This window comes from Sphingorhabdus sp. 109, assembly GCF_902506555.1.
Lineage (GTDB): Bacteria > Pseudomonadota > Alphaproteobacteria > Sphingomonadales > Sphingomonadaceae > Parasphingorhabdus.
The window spans coordinates 733,855-750,428 of record NZ_LR732707.1 but is presented as its reverse complement, the minus strand read 5'-3'; the positions used below and the strand labels follow the sequence as shown (position 1 = coordinate 750,428).

General features: G+C 58.2%; 16 protein-coding genes and 1 tRNA gene. 6 read left to right on the top strand and 11 right to left on the bottom strand.

What is annotated here, in order from left to right; genetic code table 11:
• Positions 1-29: 29 nt before the first annotated feature.
• The 6 genes from BOSE62_RS03660 to BOSE62_RS03635 form a co-directional block, all read right to left on the bottom strand.
• A complete protein-coding gene (locus BOSE62_RS03660) occupies positions 30-1,652 on the bottom strand; it encodes a hypothetical protein (protein WP_159642168.1) in 1,623 nt (540 codons plus the stop codon).
• 3 nt (positions 1,653-1,655) lie between these two features.
• Positions 1,656-2,573, bottom strand: coding sequence for an AAA family ATPase (locus BOSE62_RS03655; RefSeq protein ID WP_159642166.1), 918 nt, complete (start codon positions 2,571-2,573; stop codon positions 1,656-1,658).
• A gap of 10 nt (positions 2,574-2,583) precedes the next feature.
• Complete coding sequence (locus BOSE62_RS03650) at positions 2,584-4,116, bottom strand: XrtA system polysaccharide chain length determinant (protein ID WP_159642164.1); 1,533 nt, start codon at positions 4,114-4,116, stop codon at positions 2,584-2,586.
• Between the two features lie 39 nt (positions 4,117-4,155).
• Positions 4,156-4,773: an XrtA/PEP-CTERM system exopolysaccharide export protein gene (locus BOSE62_RS03645; protein ID WP_394700057.1), complete on the bottom strand. Its 618-nt coding sequence runs from the start codon at positions 4,771-4,773 to the stop codon at positions 4,156-4,158.
• 213 nt (positions 4,774-4,986) lie between these two features.
• Positions 4,987-6,222, bottom strand: a complete 1,236-nt coding sequence (locus BOSE62_RS03640; protein WP_159642162.1) for a pyridoxal-dependent decarboxylase, exosortase A system-associated — start codon at positions 6,220-6,222, stop codon at positions 4,987-4,989.
• Entirely contained in the window at positions 6,219-7,760 is a 1,542-nt protein-coding gene (locus BOSE62_RS03635) for an acyl-CoA ligase (AMP-forming), exosortase A system-associated (protein WP_159642160.1), read from the bottom strand. The genes BOSE62_RS03640 and BOSE62_RS03635 overlap by 4 nt, the downstream gene beginning before the upstream one ends.
• A gap of 30 nt (positions 7,761-7,790) precedes the next feature.
• On the opposite strand from BOSE62_RS03635, the gene BOSE62_RS03630 reads away from it, so the two are divergent.
• From BOSE62_RS03630 to BOSE62_RS03615, 4 genes are read left to right on the top strand one after another with little or no spacing between them, the layout of a single operon-like run.
• A complete protein-coding gene (locus BOSE62_RS03630) occupies positions 7,791-8,831 on the top strand; it encodes a GNAT family N-acetyltransferase (protein WP_236553816.1) in 1,041 nt (346 codons plus the stop codon).
• Positions 8,832-8,873: 42 nt separating this feature from the next.
• A complete protein-coding gene (locus BOSE62_RS03625; RefSeq protein ID WP_159642159.1) occupies positions 8,874-9,146 on the top strand; it encodes an acyl carrier protein in 273 nt (90 codons plus the stop codon).
• A complete protein-coding gene (locus BOSE62_RS03620; RefSeq protein ID WP_159642157.1) occupies positions 9,143-9,850 on the top strand; it encodes a hypothetical protein in 708 nt (235 codons plus the stop codon). Before BOSE62_RS03625 ends, BOSE62_RS03620 begins: the two co-directional genes overlap by 4 nt.
• Positions 9,835-10,668 (top strand): hydrolase 1, exosortase A system-associated, encoded by an 834-nt coding sequence (locus BOSE62_RS03615; protein ID WP_236553815.1) that lies wholly within the window; start codon positions 9,835-9,837, stop codon positions 10,666-10,668. The genes BOSE62_RS03620 and BOSE62_RS03615 overlap by 16 nt, the downstream gene beginning before the upstream one ends.
• Here BOSE62_RS03615 and trxB read toward each other — a convergent pair whose 3' ends face one another.
• The 3 genes from trxB to BOSE62_RS03600 all read right to left on the bottom strand — a co-directional run bounded on the left by trxB (position 10,669) and on the right by BOSE62_RS03600 (position 13,433).
• Positions 10,669-11,634: a thioredoxin-disulfide reductase gene (trxB, locus tag BOSE62_RS03610; RefSeq protein WP_159642153.1), complete on the bottom strand. Its 966-nt coding sequence runs from the start codon at positions 11,632-11,634 to the stop codon at positions 10,669-10,671.
• 212 nt (positions 11,635-11,846) lie between these two features.
• Positions 11,847-13,109 (bottom strand): hypothetical protein, encoded by a 1,263-nt coding sequence (locus tag BOSE62_RS03605; RefSeq protein ID WP_159642151.1) that lies wholly within the window; start codon positions 13,107-13,109, stop codon positions 11,847-11,849.
• 247 nt (positions 13,110-13,356) lie between these two features.
• Positions 13,357-13,433 (bottom strand) — tRNA-Met (locus BOSE62_RS03600).
• A 178-nt stretch (positions 13,434-13,611) separates the two neighbouring features.
• Here BOSE62_RS03600 and BOSE62_RS03595 point away from each other — a divergent pair.
• Complete coding sequence (locus BOSE62_RS03595; protein WP_159642149.1) at positions 13,612-14,847, top strand: NAD(P)/FAD-dependent oxidoreductase; 1,236 nt, start codon at positions 13,612-13,614, stop codon at positions 14,845-14,847.
• Here BOSE62_RS03595 and BOSE62_RS03590 read toward each other — a convergent pair.
• Positions 14,844-15,359 (bottom strand): 2'-5' RNA ligase family protein, encoded by a 516-nt coding sequence (locus BOSE62_RS03590; RefSeq protein ID WP_236553813.1) that lies wholly within the window; start codon positions 15,357-15,359, stop codon positions 14,844-14,846. The genes BOSE62_RS03595 and BOSE62_RS03590 overlap by 4 nt on opposite strands.
• Before the next feature lie 74 nt (positions 15,360-15,433).
• Positions 15,434-15,970, bottom strand: a complete 537-nt coding sequence (locus BOSE62_RS03585; protein WP_159647874.1) for a peroxiredoxin — start codon at positions 15,968-15,970, stop codon at positions 15,434-15,436.
• Positions 15,971-16,142: 172 nt separating this feature from the next.
• Here BOSE62_RS03585 and BOSE62_RS03580 point away from each other — a divergent pair, with 172 nt between their 5' ends.
• The gene (locus BOSE62_RS03580) at positions 16,143-16,574 is read left to right on the top strand and encodes a hypothetical protein (RefSeq protein ID WP_159642147.1); all 432 of its coding nucleotides are present in this window, start codon (positions 16,143-16,145) and stop codon (positions 16,572-16,574) included.

Sequence of the window (16,574 nt, the reverse complement as noted above, 5' to 3'; positions counted from 1 at the left end):
GTCTCCGGTCAACGGCGGTGATGAATTGGTTAAAAATCATATCTGAGTCCCAGAAGAGCGGAAGCGGTAAGCTCGCTGTCGAACCCGTCTTGCTGATAGCTGTCGAGACCGACTGCCGCTGTGCCCTGCAGGCGGGGCAATATCTGGCGATAATAAGCCGCATTGGCTCCCACGCCCAGAACATTGGGCGCATTGGCGAAGCCGCTGTCGAGCAGATTGGCGTAAACATTGGCATCGAAGCTGGAATAGCGGTCGAGGTCGCGACCGATGGTCAGGTTGGCATAATAATTCTGGTCAATCAGACCGTCTATGGCCGAGACCGAACCCAGCTGCGAGGCAAAATAGCGGCGGCGCGCATAGCCGACTCCGAGGCCGGTATTCCATCCGCCGTGATTGTAGGTAAGCTGCCCGTTGATACCTCGCGCGCGGAACGAAGAAGACGCAGCGGATTGCAGCACATCATTGAAGCACAGGCTGCTCGTCGGGCCGAAGGCACAGCCGTTCAGTTCACCACTGAGCGGGTTGCGGGTGCTGGTAAAGCTGGTGCCCAGGCTCGACAGGTTGTCGTTGAGCAGATTGCCGAATCCCGAAACCGTGTCATAGACCGAGATATTAAGCGCTGTATTCTGGTTGGGCTGATAGGCAAAATTGCCGTGATAGGTTTCGCTGCCATAGCGCTGACCGACCCGTGCCTCGAGCGAAGTGCGCCGGCTTGGCCGCCACAGCACACCGACGTCCCAATATATCCCGTCCTGATCATAGGACAGCAATCGCGGCGAGCTTGTATCGGTGACAAGGCGTCCGTCATCGCCGATGATCGGAACACCGTCGGTATCCCGCACGGCATCCCGTTCCGAAATTTCGATATCTTCATAGCCAATGCCACCGACCGCAGCCAGGGTTTGCGAAACCGGCACCGTCACATCTGCGCGGACCTGCTTTCCTTCAAACCGCTGATCCAGCTGGCTGCCATCCTCGCGTTGCCAACCGGCACCGACGCTCCAGCCAAAGGGCAGATCGCCCGGCTGCATAGCTACGCTGGCATTGGCGGAATGGCTGACACTATCGTCGAATATATCGACCGGGACCTGTCCGGCGGGCAGGACCCCGGCCGTTTCATCCTCTACCTTTGTATAACCGATACGGTAGCCGGCATTCACATCCAGAGCACCTGCCCGGGTCGAGAGGGACGGACCGGCATATACGGAATATACCTGCGTCACATTGTCGATATTGCCCACCGTATTGCTCGGTGCTTCGCCGCGCAGATCGACGCGGCTCCGGGCCGCAAAAGCACCGGCTTCCAGTGCCAGCAGATTCGGAACGACCTGCACGCTGCCACGGGCAAGACCGGTTATGATATCCTCATCACCCAAATTGTCCTCGTAGAAAAACCGGCGTTCGTAACGGACATTCACCTGGGCCTCGGCCCCGCGTGTCTGCAGCGACGTGTCGACACCGGCGGCAACCGACGTATAGGTCAGCACATCGCTGCCGTCCTTCAGGTCGGCGACCAGGATCTGCTGAATTTCGATATAGGGCGCCACATCGGCCTCGCGTTCGCGCGCTTCGACGGCGGGAACAGCCAATCCCGTCAACGGCAGGATGGCGGCTCCACATCTCAGGAAACTTCCGGTTTTATACGCGGTCATGGGTTACTCTCCATATCCATAATAGGATCCGAACCGCCGGCCTGTTGGCGAGAATTTCGTGCCGTTCAGCAGCAACTGGATATGATCGCAGCCACCCAGCAAACTCAGCGCATCGCGCAGCGCGGTCTCGGTTGTTTCATCGGCTTTGACCACCATCAGCACCTGGCCGACATGCATTGCCAGAACCGAGGCTGGCGAAGCCGACAGGGCTGGTGGTGAATCAAAGATCACGATGCGGTTGGGATTGTTCTGGGTCAGGCGGTTGAGCACCTGCTCGGTTCGTGACGAGGCCAGATATTCGGTATCGGCGTTGGTCTGATCGCCAGCCGGCAAGATCGCCAGTCCGGGAATATCTGTATGGATGATACAATTTTCCACCGGCAGTTGCGGGTCGGCAAGCGCATCCATCAGGCCCTTGCTACCCTCCAGCCCAAGACTGGACAGAATACTCGGCTTGGCGAAATCCGCGTCGACCAGCAGGACTTCATTATCCTTCTCCGCGGCGATCGAAAGTGCCAGATTCAAAGCGCAGAATGTCTTGCCTTCATCCGGATGGGCCGAGCAGATCAATATCCGTTCACCCCGCGGTATCGGCGCCATTTTCTGGCTGCCTTTTGCGGCGAGCAGCAATTGGCGCTTGATGATGCGGAACTCTTCCGAAATCCCGGTCACCGGACCGTCGGGCACTATGAAACCAGCGTCTTTCAGCTTCTCCCGATCAACGATCACGGTCGGGCCATCATAGGCCTCGACCGGTCCGTGCCGGACCGGCGTCACTCGCCGCGCCGATGAGTCGATATCCGAACGTTGCAACGGGTTCTCCCGCTGCTCCCCGGTGCGGACAGCCGGGATGTAGTCATAGATTTCGCCTGCTCTTTCGAGCAACGAACCGGATTTCTTGGGAGGACTATATTTGTTCATTTCTGTTCTCTCAGGCCACCATGCCGCGCTGGATAAATTCAACGACCATCAGCATTCCGAACACGCCAAAAAGCGCGCCGCTTGTACCGAAAAAGAGGCGCAGCTTTTTCTTCTGAATTTCACGCTGCGCACTGGTTACGATCTGGCTTACAGAGCCGATCACCGGCAAGCCGCTGGCCTTTTCCAGCCGCGCTGCGGTTGGATAGCTGGTCTGCACATGGCCCATGGCGAAAGCCGTGCCGACACCACCGCCAATTCCTGCGATCAGCACCATCGCCAGAAGCAACGGCCGGTTTGGCGCAGCGGGCGAACGCGGGCTGGACGGCGGATCAATGACGCGGAATTTCAGTGAATCGGTTTCGGATTCTACTTGGCCGCGCAACTTGATCTGCTCCCGGTCGGCGAGCAGCTTGTCATATTGCTCCTTCAGGACCTCGTGGTCGCGATTGATCCGCGACATTTCCGCAGCCACACCCGGTTCGAGCGTCTGTTTCGATGCCAGCTGGGTCATATCCGACTGCAGCGCATTTTTGCGTGCCTGCAATGCGGCCAGGCTGGCCTGGCGTTCCGCCCGCATGCTCTGCAAAGAACTATAGGCGGGATTGGGTGTCCGATAGCCACCGCCCCCAGCCGACTCTTTGCCGGCCTGAACACGCAGCGCCGCGATTTCCTTTTTCATCGAAATGATGTCGGGATGGCTGTCGGTCCAACCGCGTGCGCGGGCACCGGCAAGATTGGCTTCCAGCTGCGCAAGCTGGCCGCGGGCTCCGCCGCCGCCAACGCCCGGCGTCGCGATCAACGGCGGCGTACCGGCAAGCTGCCCGTTCAGCGCCGCCAGCGATCCGGATGCCTGGCTGATCTGGGATTCGATCTGCGCGAGTTCGGCCCGGGCCGCTTCCATCCTCTGGCTTATCGAGCCGACACCGGGCAACAAGCCCAGGTTTTCGGTCTCGAACTGAACCCGCTTCTGCTCGACTTCCTGAAGCTCCTTTTCTCTCTGCGCGAGCTGCGCGTCGAGAAACTTGATCGTCTGGCTGGTTTCATCACGATCGCCCGACAGATTCTCCTCGACAAAAATATCGATCATCTTCTGGACGATGTCGCGGGCCAGCACGGCATTTTCGGCATCGGAAAAATTGCTGGCAGACGATTTCGCGGTAATCTCGAAGAGATTGTCCTTTTCCGACTTGATCTCGATATTCTCGCGCAGCATCTCGACCTTGCTGGCCAGTTCACGGTCTGTCGCCACCGACTGGTTCAATGCGGTTCCGCGAACGACCTTTTCGAGATTGATAGTGGAGGCCAGCGTTTCCTGAACCCGTTCCATGTTTTTCTTGCGCTCGCGCTCGTCCACCCCGACCTTGTCGGATAGAATCGACTGCATTTCGACGGAAATGCGCGCCTGCGATTCATAGCTGTTGGGAATGAGCGCAACGACAAGCCATCCCAGCAGACAGAGACCCCAGGCAACAGCCAGTGCCAGCCAGCGCCGGTTCCAGACGCTGTACAGCGCTATTTTAAATTCATCATAAAGGCCGTTCATGGGTCTATTCAATTCCTGTGATGGGAAGCCAAAAACAAATCAGAACATACTTTCGGGGATGATGATCACGTCCCCGGGACGCAGCATGACATTGGCGCGGGTTTCGCCCTTCTTCATCAGATCGTCTATGCGCAGAGCAAATTCCTGCTGCTTGCCGGTACCCCGGTCGAAACGGATCAGCCGGGCCCGGTTGCCGGATGCAAATTCCGACATGCCCCCCACCGCGATCATCGCATCGAGCAGGGTCATATTGGCACGATAGGGGATCGAAGCCGGCTTTTCCGTCGCACCGACCACGCGGATCTGCTGGGAAAACGTGCCGGAGAAATTATTGACGATGACGGAAACCAGCGGTTCATTGATATATTGCGACAATTGCAACGTCAGGTCTTGCGCCAGCATGGCGGGCGTCTTGCCGACAGCGGGCATGTCGGTGATCAGCGGTGTGGTGATCCGGCCATCGGGACGAACCTGAACCTTCGCACCCAGTTCGGGATTGCGCCAGACGAAGATGGTCAGTTCGTCGAGCGGCCCGATAACATATTCCTCGCCCGGGCCTTCCTGCATCGAAACAAAGGAAGCCGGCGGCAGTTGCGGTCCGCCGGAATTGCCGGAACAGCCGGCAACGGCCAGTGACGCCATGCCGGCCCCGACCATCAGCTTTGCTAAATGATTGTTTTTTATCGCAGAACGCATTTTTACCACCTCGTATAAACCAACTGGCGAATGGCCGGTTTTCAGCAGAAAACGGACAAATCACGCAAAGTCACGAGATGGCTATGCTGGAAAATAGTGAATATAGCGTTAGGATTAGCTGAATTTCCGATTAACGAATGCCGCACTCCGACAGCAGCCCAATTTCCGGAAAAACTAGTCGAGCAAAAGCTCCGCCGCAGGTCCCTGACCCAGAAAATTGGCTGGGCTTGCAGATGCTCCGTAGGCGCCTGCGCAGAATATCGCGACGATGTCACCGACGCCCGCCCTTGGCATTGCAGCATTGTCGCTCAACCGGTCGAGCGGCGTGCACAGACAGCCGACGATCGAAACCGTCTCCACCGGCTCCTCTTCAAACCTGCTGGCAATCGCAGCCGGATAGTTGCGCCTTACCACGGTCCCGAAATTGCCGCTGGCAGCAAGCTGGTGATGCAGACCGCCATCGGTGACCAGAAAGGTCTGCCCCTGGCTTTGCTTGCGATCGACAATCCGCGTCAGATAGACGCCCGCCTCGCCGACCAGATAGCGGCCCAGTTCAATCGCGAACTGCGTCGATGATAGAATGTCCGGCAGCCGCGCGAGCTGGTCCGACAGGGCATCACCCACCTTGATGATATCCAGCGGATCATCCCCCGGAAAATAGGGAATGCCGAAACCGCCGCCGAGATTGATATGGGCCGGTGACTGACCGATTTCGGTCGCCAGACGGGCCGCCAGCGCCACCGTTTGCGCCTGTGTCTCTATTATCGCATCCGCGCTAAGCGCTTGCGAACCGGCAAAAATATGAAAGCCGCGCCAGTCGGCACCGGCTTCCACGATTTGCCTCACGGTTGGTGCCACCAGCTCGATATCCATCCCGAACGGCTTGGCACCACCGCCCATTTTCATACCCGACCCCTTCAGGTCGAAATCCGGATTGACCCGGATCGCCAACCGCGGCTGTTTTGCAAAAGCCTTGCCGATTTTCAGCGCCCGATCGCATTCGCCGGCCGATTCAATATTGATCGTTACTCCAGCCTGGATCGCCTGCTCCAGTTCCTCGTCCTGCTTGCCTGGTCCGGCAAAGCTGACATGGTCGGGAGCCGCTCCGGCAGCCAGCGCCATCCGCAATTCGCCGCCGGATGCAATATCGATTCCGTCGGCCAGACCGATCATATGGCGAAGCAGCGGCGCATAGGGATTGGCCTTCATCGCATAATGCAGATCAAGACTATCCGGCATTGCTGCGCGCAGTTCGGCCATTCGATCGTCGAGTCTGCTTTTCGCATAGATGAACAGTGGCGAGCCATGTTCTGCAACCAGTGCGCTGGCTTTCTGGCCGCCAAGGGCAAGCTCGCCGTCAATGGCCTGAAATCCGGTCGGGATCGGACCTGTCGCTTTCGTTTTGATCATTCGATATCCATGTTGGCCAGCGCGTTGCGGTCCAGCTTTCCGTTAGGGTTCTTGGGAAATTCAGAAAGCAGGATAATATCCCGGGGGTGCATAAAATTCGGTAAATTCTGTTTCAGATATTTTGCCAGCTGCTCGGCGTCAGCTGAATTATCCCCGGCATGTTCAACCGGCCGGGCGAAAAGCCGGATTGCATGACCCAGCCGGTCGTCGGCAACGCCCAGAGCGACGGCTTCGGCCACGATTCCCGATTCGACCGCGATCTCCTCGATTTCCGTCGGACTGATCCGGTTGCCGGAGCTTTTGATCATCGCGTCATCCCGGCCGACAAAATATAGTAGCCCGTCGTCGCCGCGCTTTACCGTATCACCTGAAAATACGGCCGTTCCGCCAAATCGCGAAGCCGCGGGCGCCTTTTTGAACCGCTGCGCCGTCCGGTCCGGATCATTCCAATAGCCCTGCGCCACAAGCGGTCCGCAATGGACCAGTTCACCGGCCTGGTCCGGACCGGCGACATCACCGGCCGCGTCAACCACCAGGATCTCGGCAAAAGGAATCGCGGTCCCCATGCTGGTCGGATTGTCATCGATAAGGGCGGGATCAAGATAGGTCGAACGGAACGCCTCGGTCAGGCCGTACATCGCGTAAATATCGGTCGCGGAACCGAATATGCCCCGCAGCTGCTTGACCAGCGTCGGGGTCAGCGCGCCACCGCTGTTGGTGAGCCGGCGCATCGAGGCCACCGCTTCTTCGGGCCATTGCTGTTCCACCAATTGCACCCATAGCGGCGGGACGGCGGCGAGCGTCGTAATCTGTTCGCGAACGCAAGCCTTCATGACGTCACGCGGCGTCAGATAGTCCAGCGGTACCGCGCAACCGCCTGCCCACCAGGTCGAGAGCAACTGATTCTGGCCATAGTCAAAGCTGAGCGGCAAAACGCAAATCGTGCGGTCATCGGCGGCCAGATCCAGATATTCGGCGACACTGACCGCGCCCAGCGTCAGATTGGCGTGGCTGAGCATCACTCCCTTCGGCCGCCCTGTCGAACCGCTGGTGTAAAGGATCGCGGCCAGATCACCGGTATCGGTAGATTCGGCACTTGGCTCCATGGGTTCAGCGATGGATTCCAGCGCGCTCTCGACGATTTTGTCCTCGAACAGACGACAATGTGTCTCGTCAAGGCCTTCCAGGCCTTTGAGACGTCCTGCGTTGCTGATCAGCAGCTTGGCTCCGCTATCTGCGACGATGTGCGAAACCTGCGCCTGCTTGAGCAGCGGATTAACCGGAACATGCACCAGCCCTGCCCTCGCCGCCGCGAGCGGCATCAGACAGGCCAGTTCGGTCTTCGCCAGCCAGGTTGCGACCCTGTCCCCCTTGATCAGGTCCTGTTCGTGCAGCCATGCCGCCAGCAAGCCGATACGATGATTTAACATCTTGTAGCTAAGAGACCCTGAACGCGTCACCAGCGCGCAGCCATCCGGATCCTTGCCTATCGTCAGATGGTCAAGCGGAAATGCGGCGTTTTCGGATGTGATGTTCAATTTTTGACCTATGGGAAAAAGAGCAGATTTGTGACAGATACGACCTTAGCCATGACCAGTGAATATCATAGCAATTTCCAGTCCGTGCAAGCCATTGCCGGAGAAAAACTGGGGCGATCGGTCCAGAAGTCGCTGTTCGACCGGATCGAATGGCTGAAACCGCTTCACGAACTGTGCCTGCCAGACAAGTCCCCGCTGATCGTCCATAGCCAGGAAGGCGATGCGGAAGCATGGATGTTCCTGATGAAAACCGGATTTCGACGCCATGCCGCCCTCGCCAACTGGTATAATTTCACCTTCCGCCCGATTTATCTCGGTGACTATGACGAAGTAACCAAATTGGCTCTGCTCGCCAAATTGGCAAAGCAGCTGAAATCTAGCTCGCATCGTATTGAAATAACGCCAGTTCCTGACGAGGATTCTGCTGCCAGCCTGACCGAACGCGCCTTCCGGCAGGCCGGCTGGATTGTTTTCCGGTCAAAGGCTGACGACAATCATATTTTGAACGTCAAGGGCCGTACGTTCGACCAATATTGGGCGAGCCGTCCCGGGCAGCTCCGCAACACGGTAAGGCGCAAGGCGAAGAAAAATCTGGTGTCGGTCCGTATCGAGACAGAATTTTCCGACGAGGACTGGGACGATTATGTCTCCGTCTACGAACGCAGCTGGAAACCCGAGGAAGGCAATCCGGATTTCCTGCGAAACCTGGCCCGACACGAAGCGGCGGCCGGCTGCATGCGCCTCGGTCTCGCCTATATCGACGGAGAACCGGTTGCCGCCCAGTTCTGGACCGTGGAAAATGGCGAGGCGCTGATCCACAAGCTGGCGCATATTGAGGATGCAACCAAGACTTCACCGGGAACCTTGCTCTCGGTCGCCATGTTCCAGCATGCGATCGATATTGACCATGTCGATCTGATCGACTTCGGCACCGGCAACGACGGCTACAAGCGCGAATGGATGGAAGATGTCCGGGACCGCTATCGGCTGGAATTTTACTGGCCCAACAATCCGATGTCCTGGCTAGCAATTTTGAGGCACTATGCCTCGGGCCTTGCCGGAAAGCGCTGACCGCTTTAGGGAAGCGCCGTTATCCGAGATTCGGGGGAATTGATGCAAGACAAGGTCGAAATTACGCCGGAAGCTGCCGTGCGTGCAGTGATGCAGGATATTTTGGGACTGAGCGAGGAGCAGGTTGCCGAATTTACCGCGGAAACCGAGCTTTTCGGTGCCCTTCCCGAGCTCGACAGCATGGCCGTTGCCGGATTGCTGACAGAACTGGAAGACCGTCTGGACATCATGATCGACGATGACGAGGTCGATGGCGAACTGTTCGAGACTTTTGGCAATCTGGTCGCCTTCGCCGAGATGAAAGTCACCGAGTGACCCCTCTTCCCGCATTCGTCTCCTACGAATTTGCGGATCGCAAAGAATTATGTCTGGCACTCGATGCCCCGTCCGGCCGCAACGTCATGCTGGTCCCGCCGCTGTTTGACGAGATGAACCGCATGCGCAAGATGCTGGTCGATGTCATGCGTGCGCTGCAAACCGTTGATATAAGTAGCTTTTTGCCCGACCTTCCGGGCTGCAACGAAAGCCCGGTTCCGCTGGCGCAGGTCACGCTGACCGACTGGCAGCACGCCGTTCAGGCCTGCGCGCAGCAGCACCGGATATCCCATATTGCCTCGTTCCGTGCAGGTGTGCTGACGGTTGCGGCAATGCCAGATGCCGGGCACTGGATGCTGAGCCCGGTAAAAGGCGCGGCCATACTGCGCACCATGATGCGCACGAGGATCGCTGCCGACCGGGAAACCGGCCTGAATACAAGCCTCTCCGGGCTGGCCGAACAGGCCAAAGCGGAGCCGATCGAACTTGCCGGCAACATCATCGGGCCGGCGCTGTTCTCGCAATTGAATGACGCTAAACCTCCGACACCGAAACATCAGCGAATCGCCCGCCTTGCTTCAGATAACAAACCGGCCGACGTCCAGATCGACGGTTCCGCCCTTTGGCTGCGCGCCGAACCCGGTGATGATCCGGCCATGTCTTGCGCCATTGCGAAGGATATCGCAGCGTGGGTGGGACAATGACGCGCGGTTTCCACCAGATAAGCTGTGAAGGCGACACGCTCGCGGCGACACTGGATTCCGGCTCCGGTCCCACCGCCCTGCTCATCGTCAGCGGCGGCAATGAAATCCGGTCGGGCGCCCATAATGGGATGGCCCGACTGGCGCAGCTACTCTCGCAACAGGGATTTCCCGTGCTCCGCTATGACCGGCGGGGCATTGGTGAAAGCAGTGGCGAGAATAAAACGTTTCTGGACAGCGCCGCAGATATCAAGGCAGCCGTCGCGTTTCTGCGACAGGAACTGCCACAGCTGCAGTCGGTCATCGCCTTCGGCAATTGCGATGCGGCGACGGCACTGGCCCTATTTGGTCCTGCAGCCGGTATCGATGGCTATATACTGGCCAATCCCTGGGTGATCGAGATGGACGAGGAGACAGCAGGCGAAGAACCGACCATGTCGGCGGCGGCCATCCGGTCCCGTTACTGGGACCGGATCAAAAACCCGCGCACCATCATCGATCTGCTTTCCGGGAAAATCGATTTCGCGAAGTTGCTAAAAGGTCTTAGGCGCGCCTCGCAGACGGAGCAGAACAGCCGGCTGTCCTTGCGGGTACGTGATGCTCTTTGCGGCATGGACAAGGATGCGCATATCTTGCTGGCAAAGCGCGACACCACGGCCCGTGCTTTTCTCTCTGCCTGGAACAGCTCCGATTTTGCACAGGCACGAGACACAGCCACAATCCGGGTCGAAACGCTCGACAGCGCTTCCCACAGCTTTGCCGATGAAACGGCCAGCGAATGGCTCACAGAGAAATTGCTGGAAGCGTTGCGCGCCGCCTGACTATTCGGCTGCGATCTGCTCGAATTCCTGTTCCGCCAGAAAACGCTCGGCATCGAGCGCGGCCATACAGCCGGTACCGGCGGCAGTCACCGCCTGACGATAGACATGGTCCATGACGTCGCCGCAGGCAAACAGACCCGGGATTTTGGTCTTGGGCGTGCCTGGCTCAACCTCGATATAGCCGCCATCGATCAGGTCGAGATGGCCCTTGAAAATCTCTGTTGCCGGCGCGTGGCCGATCGCGACAAATGCACCATCCAGTGCGAGATGGCTTTTCGCGCCGGTCTGCGTGTCAACCAGATCAAGGCCGACCAGCCCGACCGGCTCACCACCGCCGACAAAACGTTCGACATTGGTGTTCCACAGCACGGAAATCTTGGGATTGGCAAACAGCCGTTCCTGCAGGATCTTTTCTGCCCGCAGACTGTCGCGGCGGTGGATCAGCGTCACATCGTCGCTATGGTTGGTCATATAGAGGGCTTCCTCCACCGCGGTGTTGCCGCCGCCAATGACCGCCACCTTCTTGCCGCGATAGAAAAAGCCGTCGCAGGTTGCACAGGCCGAAACGCCCTTGCCCGACAATTCCTCTTCCCCGGGAAGGCCCAGCCATTTGGCTTGAGCGCCGGTCGCGATCACCAGGGTATCACCCTCGTAAACGTCGCCGCCATCGCCCGTCATCCGGAAAGGTCGCCGGGAGAAATCGACATCGACGATTGTGTCGAAGATGAACCGGGTGCCGACTTTTTCAGCCTGCGCCTGCATCTCGTCCATCAGCCATGGCCCCTGGATCACATCGCGAAACCCGGGATAATTTTCTACATCCGTGGTGATGGTGAGCTGGCCGCCCGGCTGCAGCCCCTGAACCACAATCGGCTCCAGTCCGGCACGCGCGCCATAGATGGCGGCTGACAATCCGGCGGGTCCCGAACCCAGAATGAGCATTTTCGTTTTATGCGTTTCGGCCATTTTCCGTTCCTGACGATGATGATTCTGTTATTTGCAAATAGGGATGCCGGACGCCGGTAGGCAAGGCCTATCACCGGCAAAAGCGGCGAAGAATAATTATCGCCGGTGATAGCGTCCATTGACAGCGCGCGAGCCGGCTGAATATCCCAATGACGGGCGGGTTCCGCCAGCATCGACGGGCCGGATATCTCCAATACTAGATCAGCCGGTGGTCAGGCCGTAATTGCATATTTGGATTCCCCGGCGGCGCGGCACATCTGTTTGGATATGCGTGTCTCTTCGCCATCGATAATCGCAACATCGGTGATCGTCAGGCATTTGCGACCGTTTGGCTCGGTATTGAGGGCTGTCACCGTGGACGATCCGGAGACCCCGCCCCGGGTCGGGCTCTCCCACTTGGCTACCGCTCCCACTTCCTCCTGTTCAACCACAGCGAAAGTGGCTTCCGCCGCCTTTTCCTGTTCATCCTGACTCAATTTGCAGGCAATCTCGCCAACAAGCACCGCGCCGACCGCACCGGCAATCAGCGTTCCGACATCGTCGAGTCCGGCCACGGAGCCGACCACGCTACCGAAAATGCCGCCAAGCAGACCGCCGCGCCCTCTGGATTTCTTGCAGCTTTTATTGTCCGCAGATTTTTCCCTCGCCTTCTTCTTCGGCTTGTCGGTCTTGGCAAGGCTCTCTGCCACATAGGTATAGCCGTAATTTTCCGGCACCGGATAACCGCCGCAGCCGGTGTTGTAGCAATAGCGGTCGCTCAGATAATTGCGGTCCGCCTGATACAGCTGTTCGGCCGCCCGGTAGATCGCCATATTGGCACCATCGGGGTCGGAATTTGCATGTTCCTGCATTATTTCCTGGTAGAAACGATCCCGGCTGGCGGCGGAATATTCCATCCGCCCCGCCACTTTCTCGTTATATATCCGGGAAAGCTCATCCTGATACTGGTTCATCCGCTCGCGATATTCGGTCAGCACGCCGCTGTAATAATTGTCCAGCGCCGTCGTGCATGCATTGATATTCTTCGCCTTGTCGTGCGGATCCGCCAGATGCAGATGATCTTCGCGGCAGTCCGGATAATCCCGCTGCAACAATTGCGGGACCGGTGGCAGTTCCGGCAATGGTGGTTCCACCTGCGCGGGGGGCACATAGGCCTTGTCGTCCAGGGCTGGCGCCTGCGGATCGTCCGGGGTACCGTCGCCTCCGGGCTGCGCCTGCGAATCCGGAGAATCGACCGCAAACTGCCGGCTGCCATGGATGGCGACAGAGAGACCGGCCGCCCGGACCGACGACATAGCCCGCTGCTTTTGCCCGTCTCCGGTTTCAACATTGCACCCCAGACAGGCGGTACTGCTGTTCATGGCAATAGCAACCTCGGCTGCAACCGGATCAGGGGACAGGCCCAATGCTCCGGTTGCGAATGCCCCCGTGACTCCGACGGTCATCACCGAAAGTGCTGCTTGAACCTTGCCCAAATATTCCTCCTGTTTCATCCCCCCGAGACGAACCGGGACCCCATGCCCTAAACGAAATGTCCGGCCAAATCCAATTGCGTTAAATTTTCCGCAACCACGCCCGTTTTACGGGCAGCCACAATGACACTGAGAAAGGCAATAGAAAGACTCTAAGCGCGCTATGTCCCGGCCAATCAACGGCGCGGGCTTCTGCCGCACAATAGCATGTTTGCTGATTGGGTGACCGTGATAGATCATGCGTCTTTGTTGGTAGCGGAGGAGGGACTCGAACCCCCGACACATGGATTATGATTCCACTGCTCTAACCACCTGAGCTACTCCGCCAACAGGTTAAGCCGGTTCACAATATTCCGGCAAAACTCTCTCTGGACGGCGGCGCTATAGTCATAGCCTTCGGTCTGGTCAACAAGCGGAAGTAAGAAATACGCTAAAACTTGCACGGCCAATACGATCCGCGCTAACAGCGCTTTTCCAAGCCGATATGTGGTACCAAGGGGCAGATATGAACGCATTTTATGACATATTGATTGTTGGCGCGGGCCATGCGGGCGCGCAAGCAGCCATCGCTTTGCGCCAGAAAAAATTTGAAGGATCGATCGGTCTGGTCGGCAACGAGAAATACCCGCCCTATGAGCGGCCACCGCTGTCCAAGGAATATCTTGCCGGAGACAAGCCGTTCGAACGGATTTTGCTGCGCCCGGAAAGCTTCTGGGTGGAGCGCGATATTGATTTGCTCACCGGCCGGCGGGTGTCGAAACTCGATCCGGTTGGCAAGAAAGTAACCCTGGCCTCCGATGACGAGATCGGCTTCGGCAAGCTGATCTGGGCCACTGGCGGCTCTCCGCGGATGCTCGATTGTCCGGGCAGCCAGGCGCGTAACATTCACGCCGTGCGTTCACGCGCCGATGTCGACAAGATCATGGCCGCCCTGCCCGGCGTCAAGAAAGTCGTGGTTATCGGCGGCGGCTATATCGGACTGGAAGCGGCCGCTGTGCTGACCAAATTGGGCAAGCAGATCACCGTTGTCGAATCGCTCGACCGGGTGCTGTCTCGCGTGGCAGGTGAAGCGCTGTCCCGTTTTTTCGAGGCCGAGCATCGTCGACAGGGTGTGACCATAGAACTGGGCGCCACGGTTTCCGGTTTTGAGACCGGCGAGGATGGCATCGCAACCGCGGTCACCCTCACCGACGGTCGCAAGCTCGACGCCGATATGTTCGTCGTCGGCATCGGTATCATCCCCGAAACCGGCCCGCTCGTGGCCGCTGGCGCCGCAACCGGCAATGGCGTGGACGTCGACCAGCATTGCCGCACCAGTCTGGAAGATGTCTATGCGATCGGCGATTGTGCAGCACACAGCAATGCCTTTGCCGACGGCGCGATGATCCGGCTTGAATCGGTCCAGAACGCCAATGACCAGGCCAAAGTGGCGGCCCTCGATATTCTTGGCGAGGAAACCGAATATGACGCCGTGCCGTGGTTCTGGTCGAACCAATATGATCTGAAATTGCAGACCGTCGGCCTTTCGACCGGCCACGACAGCTATGTCGTCCGCGGCGATCCCGATTCGCGCAGCTTTTCGGTAATCTATTATCGCGACGGCAAGGTCGTCGCACTGGATTGCGTCAACGCGACCAAGGATTATGTGCAGGGCCGCAAAGCGGTGGTCGAGGGACTGAACCTCGACAAGAACGAGCTGGCGAATACGGAGATTCCGATCAAGGAAGTTGGCGTCTACTAGCCTCTGAACGGCCATGTCCGGATGGTCTGCCATGGACCGTCGAGATAATAATGCAGCCCGATCCCGTGAATGTCAAAGGAACGCGGTTCGAATCCGGCCGACAATATGTCGAACAGGTGACCGGCCTCCCGGGCGCTGACCTTGTTCTGGACGGTGATATGCAGCCGGGGTGTTTGCTGGTCCTGCGCGATCAGCAGGCCGGCGAAGCGATCGGCGAGCTCCATCCGGAGCGCCAGAAGCTCCGGTGCATGCAGCCTGTATGCCACGCCGTTTCCGAGATGGATCAAGCCGGATAAATGCGCTTCCGGTTTGGGCAGAGTGCCAGCGAGCCCGGCAATGGCGGCCTTTACTTCCTCCAGCGCCTGGGGCGGCAGATGGTGGAACAGGGTGATATGCGCGTCGACCACATTGCGTTCAGGCGGAAAATAGCGCTGGCGCAGGACGTTGGCCCAGGCGAAATCTGCCTTGCCCATCTGCGCCGTCATGATGATAGGTTTGTTCAGGCGCTTCATGCGCCCCCCTATCGCACAATAAGAAACCGCGAGCAATTTCTTGCTCGCGGTTCCCTGCCATCGGGCATAAAGGCTTAGACCTTGTTGTTGTCCAGCCATTCCAGCAGCTTTTCAGGGGTCGATTCGACATAGGGATCATTGTCGACACCATCATCATTGATACCCGGCTCTTCGAACCATGCGCTGACAACGCCATCGTCGGCAATCATAGAGTAGCGCCAGCTACGGTCGCCGAAACCAAGATGGTTTTTCTTGATCAGCATGCCCATGCGACGGGTAAAGTCGCCCGATCCGTCGGGCAGCAACTTGATTTTTTTCAGACCGAGAGACTTGCCCCACTGGAACATCACAAAGGCGTCATTCACGGAGATGCAATAGACTTCGTCAACACCGCGCGCCTGGAATTCTTCATAGAGGCGCTCATAGGCCGGGCACTGCTCGTTCGAGCAGGTGGGGGTGAATGCACCCGGCAAGGAGAAAACGGCTATGCGCTTGCCGGCGAACAGTTCCTTGGTATTCACATCTTCCCAGCGGAAGGGATTCTCACCACCGAGCGATTCGTCGCGGACGCGGGTTTTCAGGGTTACTTCAGGGATATTTCTACCGATCATCATTGGCTCCATTTGGTTGAACGCTGGCCGCCTAGCACCAAATATTTAACAGGTTTAATTGATTTATCTGTCTCTACTGATTGATAGATCCACTCAAAACCAAGCTTTGCTTGAAAAGGCGCGACTTCCGGCACAAGTTCGTCCGGACAAATGGAGAGGATGGAGGGTGCTCATGGATAATATACAGAAAACGCCAGTCTGGTTCTGGGCCGTCGCGGTCGCGGCTGTGTTGTGGAACGCAATCGGCCTGCTCGCCTATTTTCAGCAGATCATGATGAGCGCGGAACAGTTTGCCGCCCTGCCCCAGGTGGAACAGGATCTGATGTCAATGCAGCCTTTCTGGGTCACCGCTGCTTTTGCGATTGCCGTATTTTCGGGATTCGCCGCGGCCCTCGCTTTGCTGCTGAGGAAACGGATCGCGGTGCGCCTGTTCCTGCTCTCCCTGCTCGCCGTCCTTGTGCAGTTCAGCAGCTACTTCATTCTCGATGGCTATAGCGAATTTGTCGCCGGTCAGGGATGGACCATGCCAATATTGATTCTGGCCTGTGCCGCGGGTTTTGCCCTATTTTCGCTGCGCGCCGAAAAGAACGGCCTGCTGCGCTAG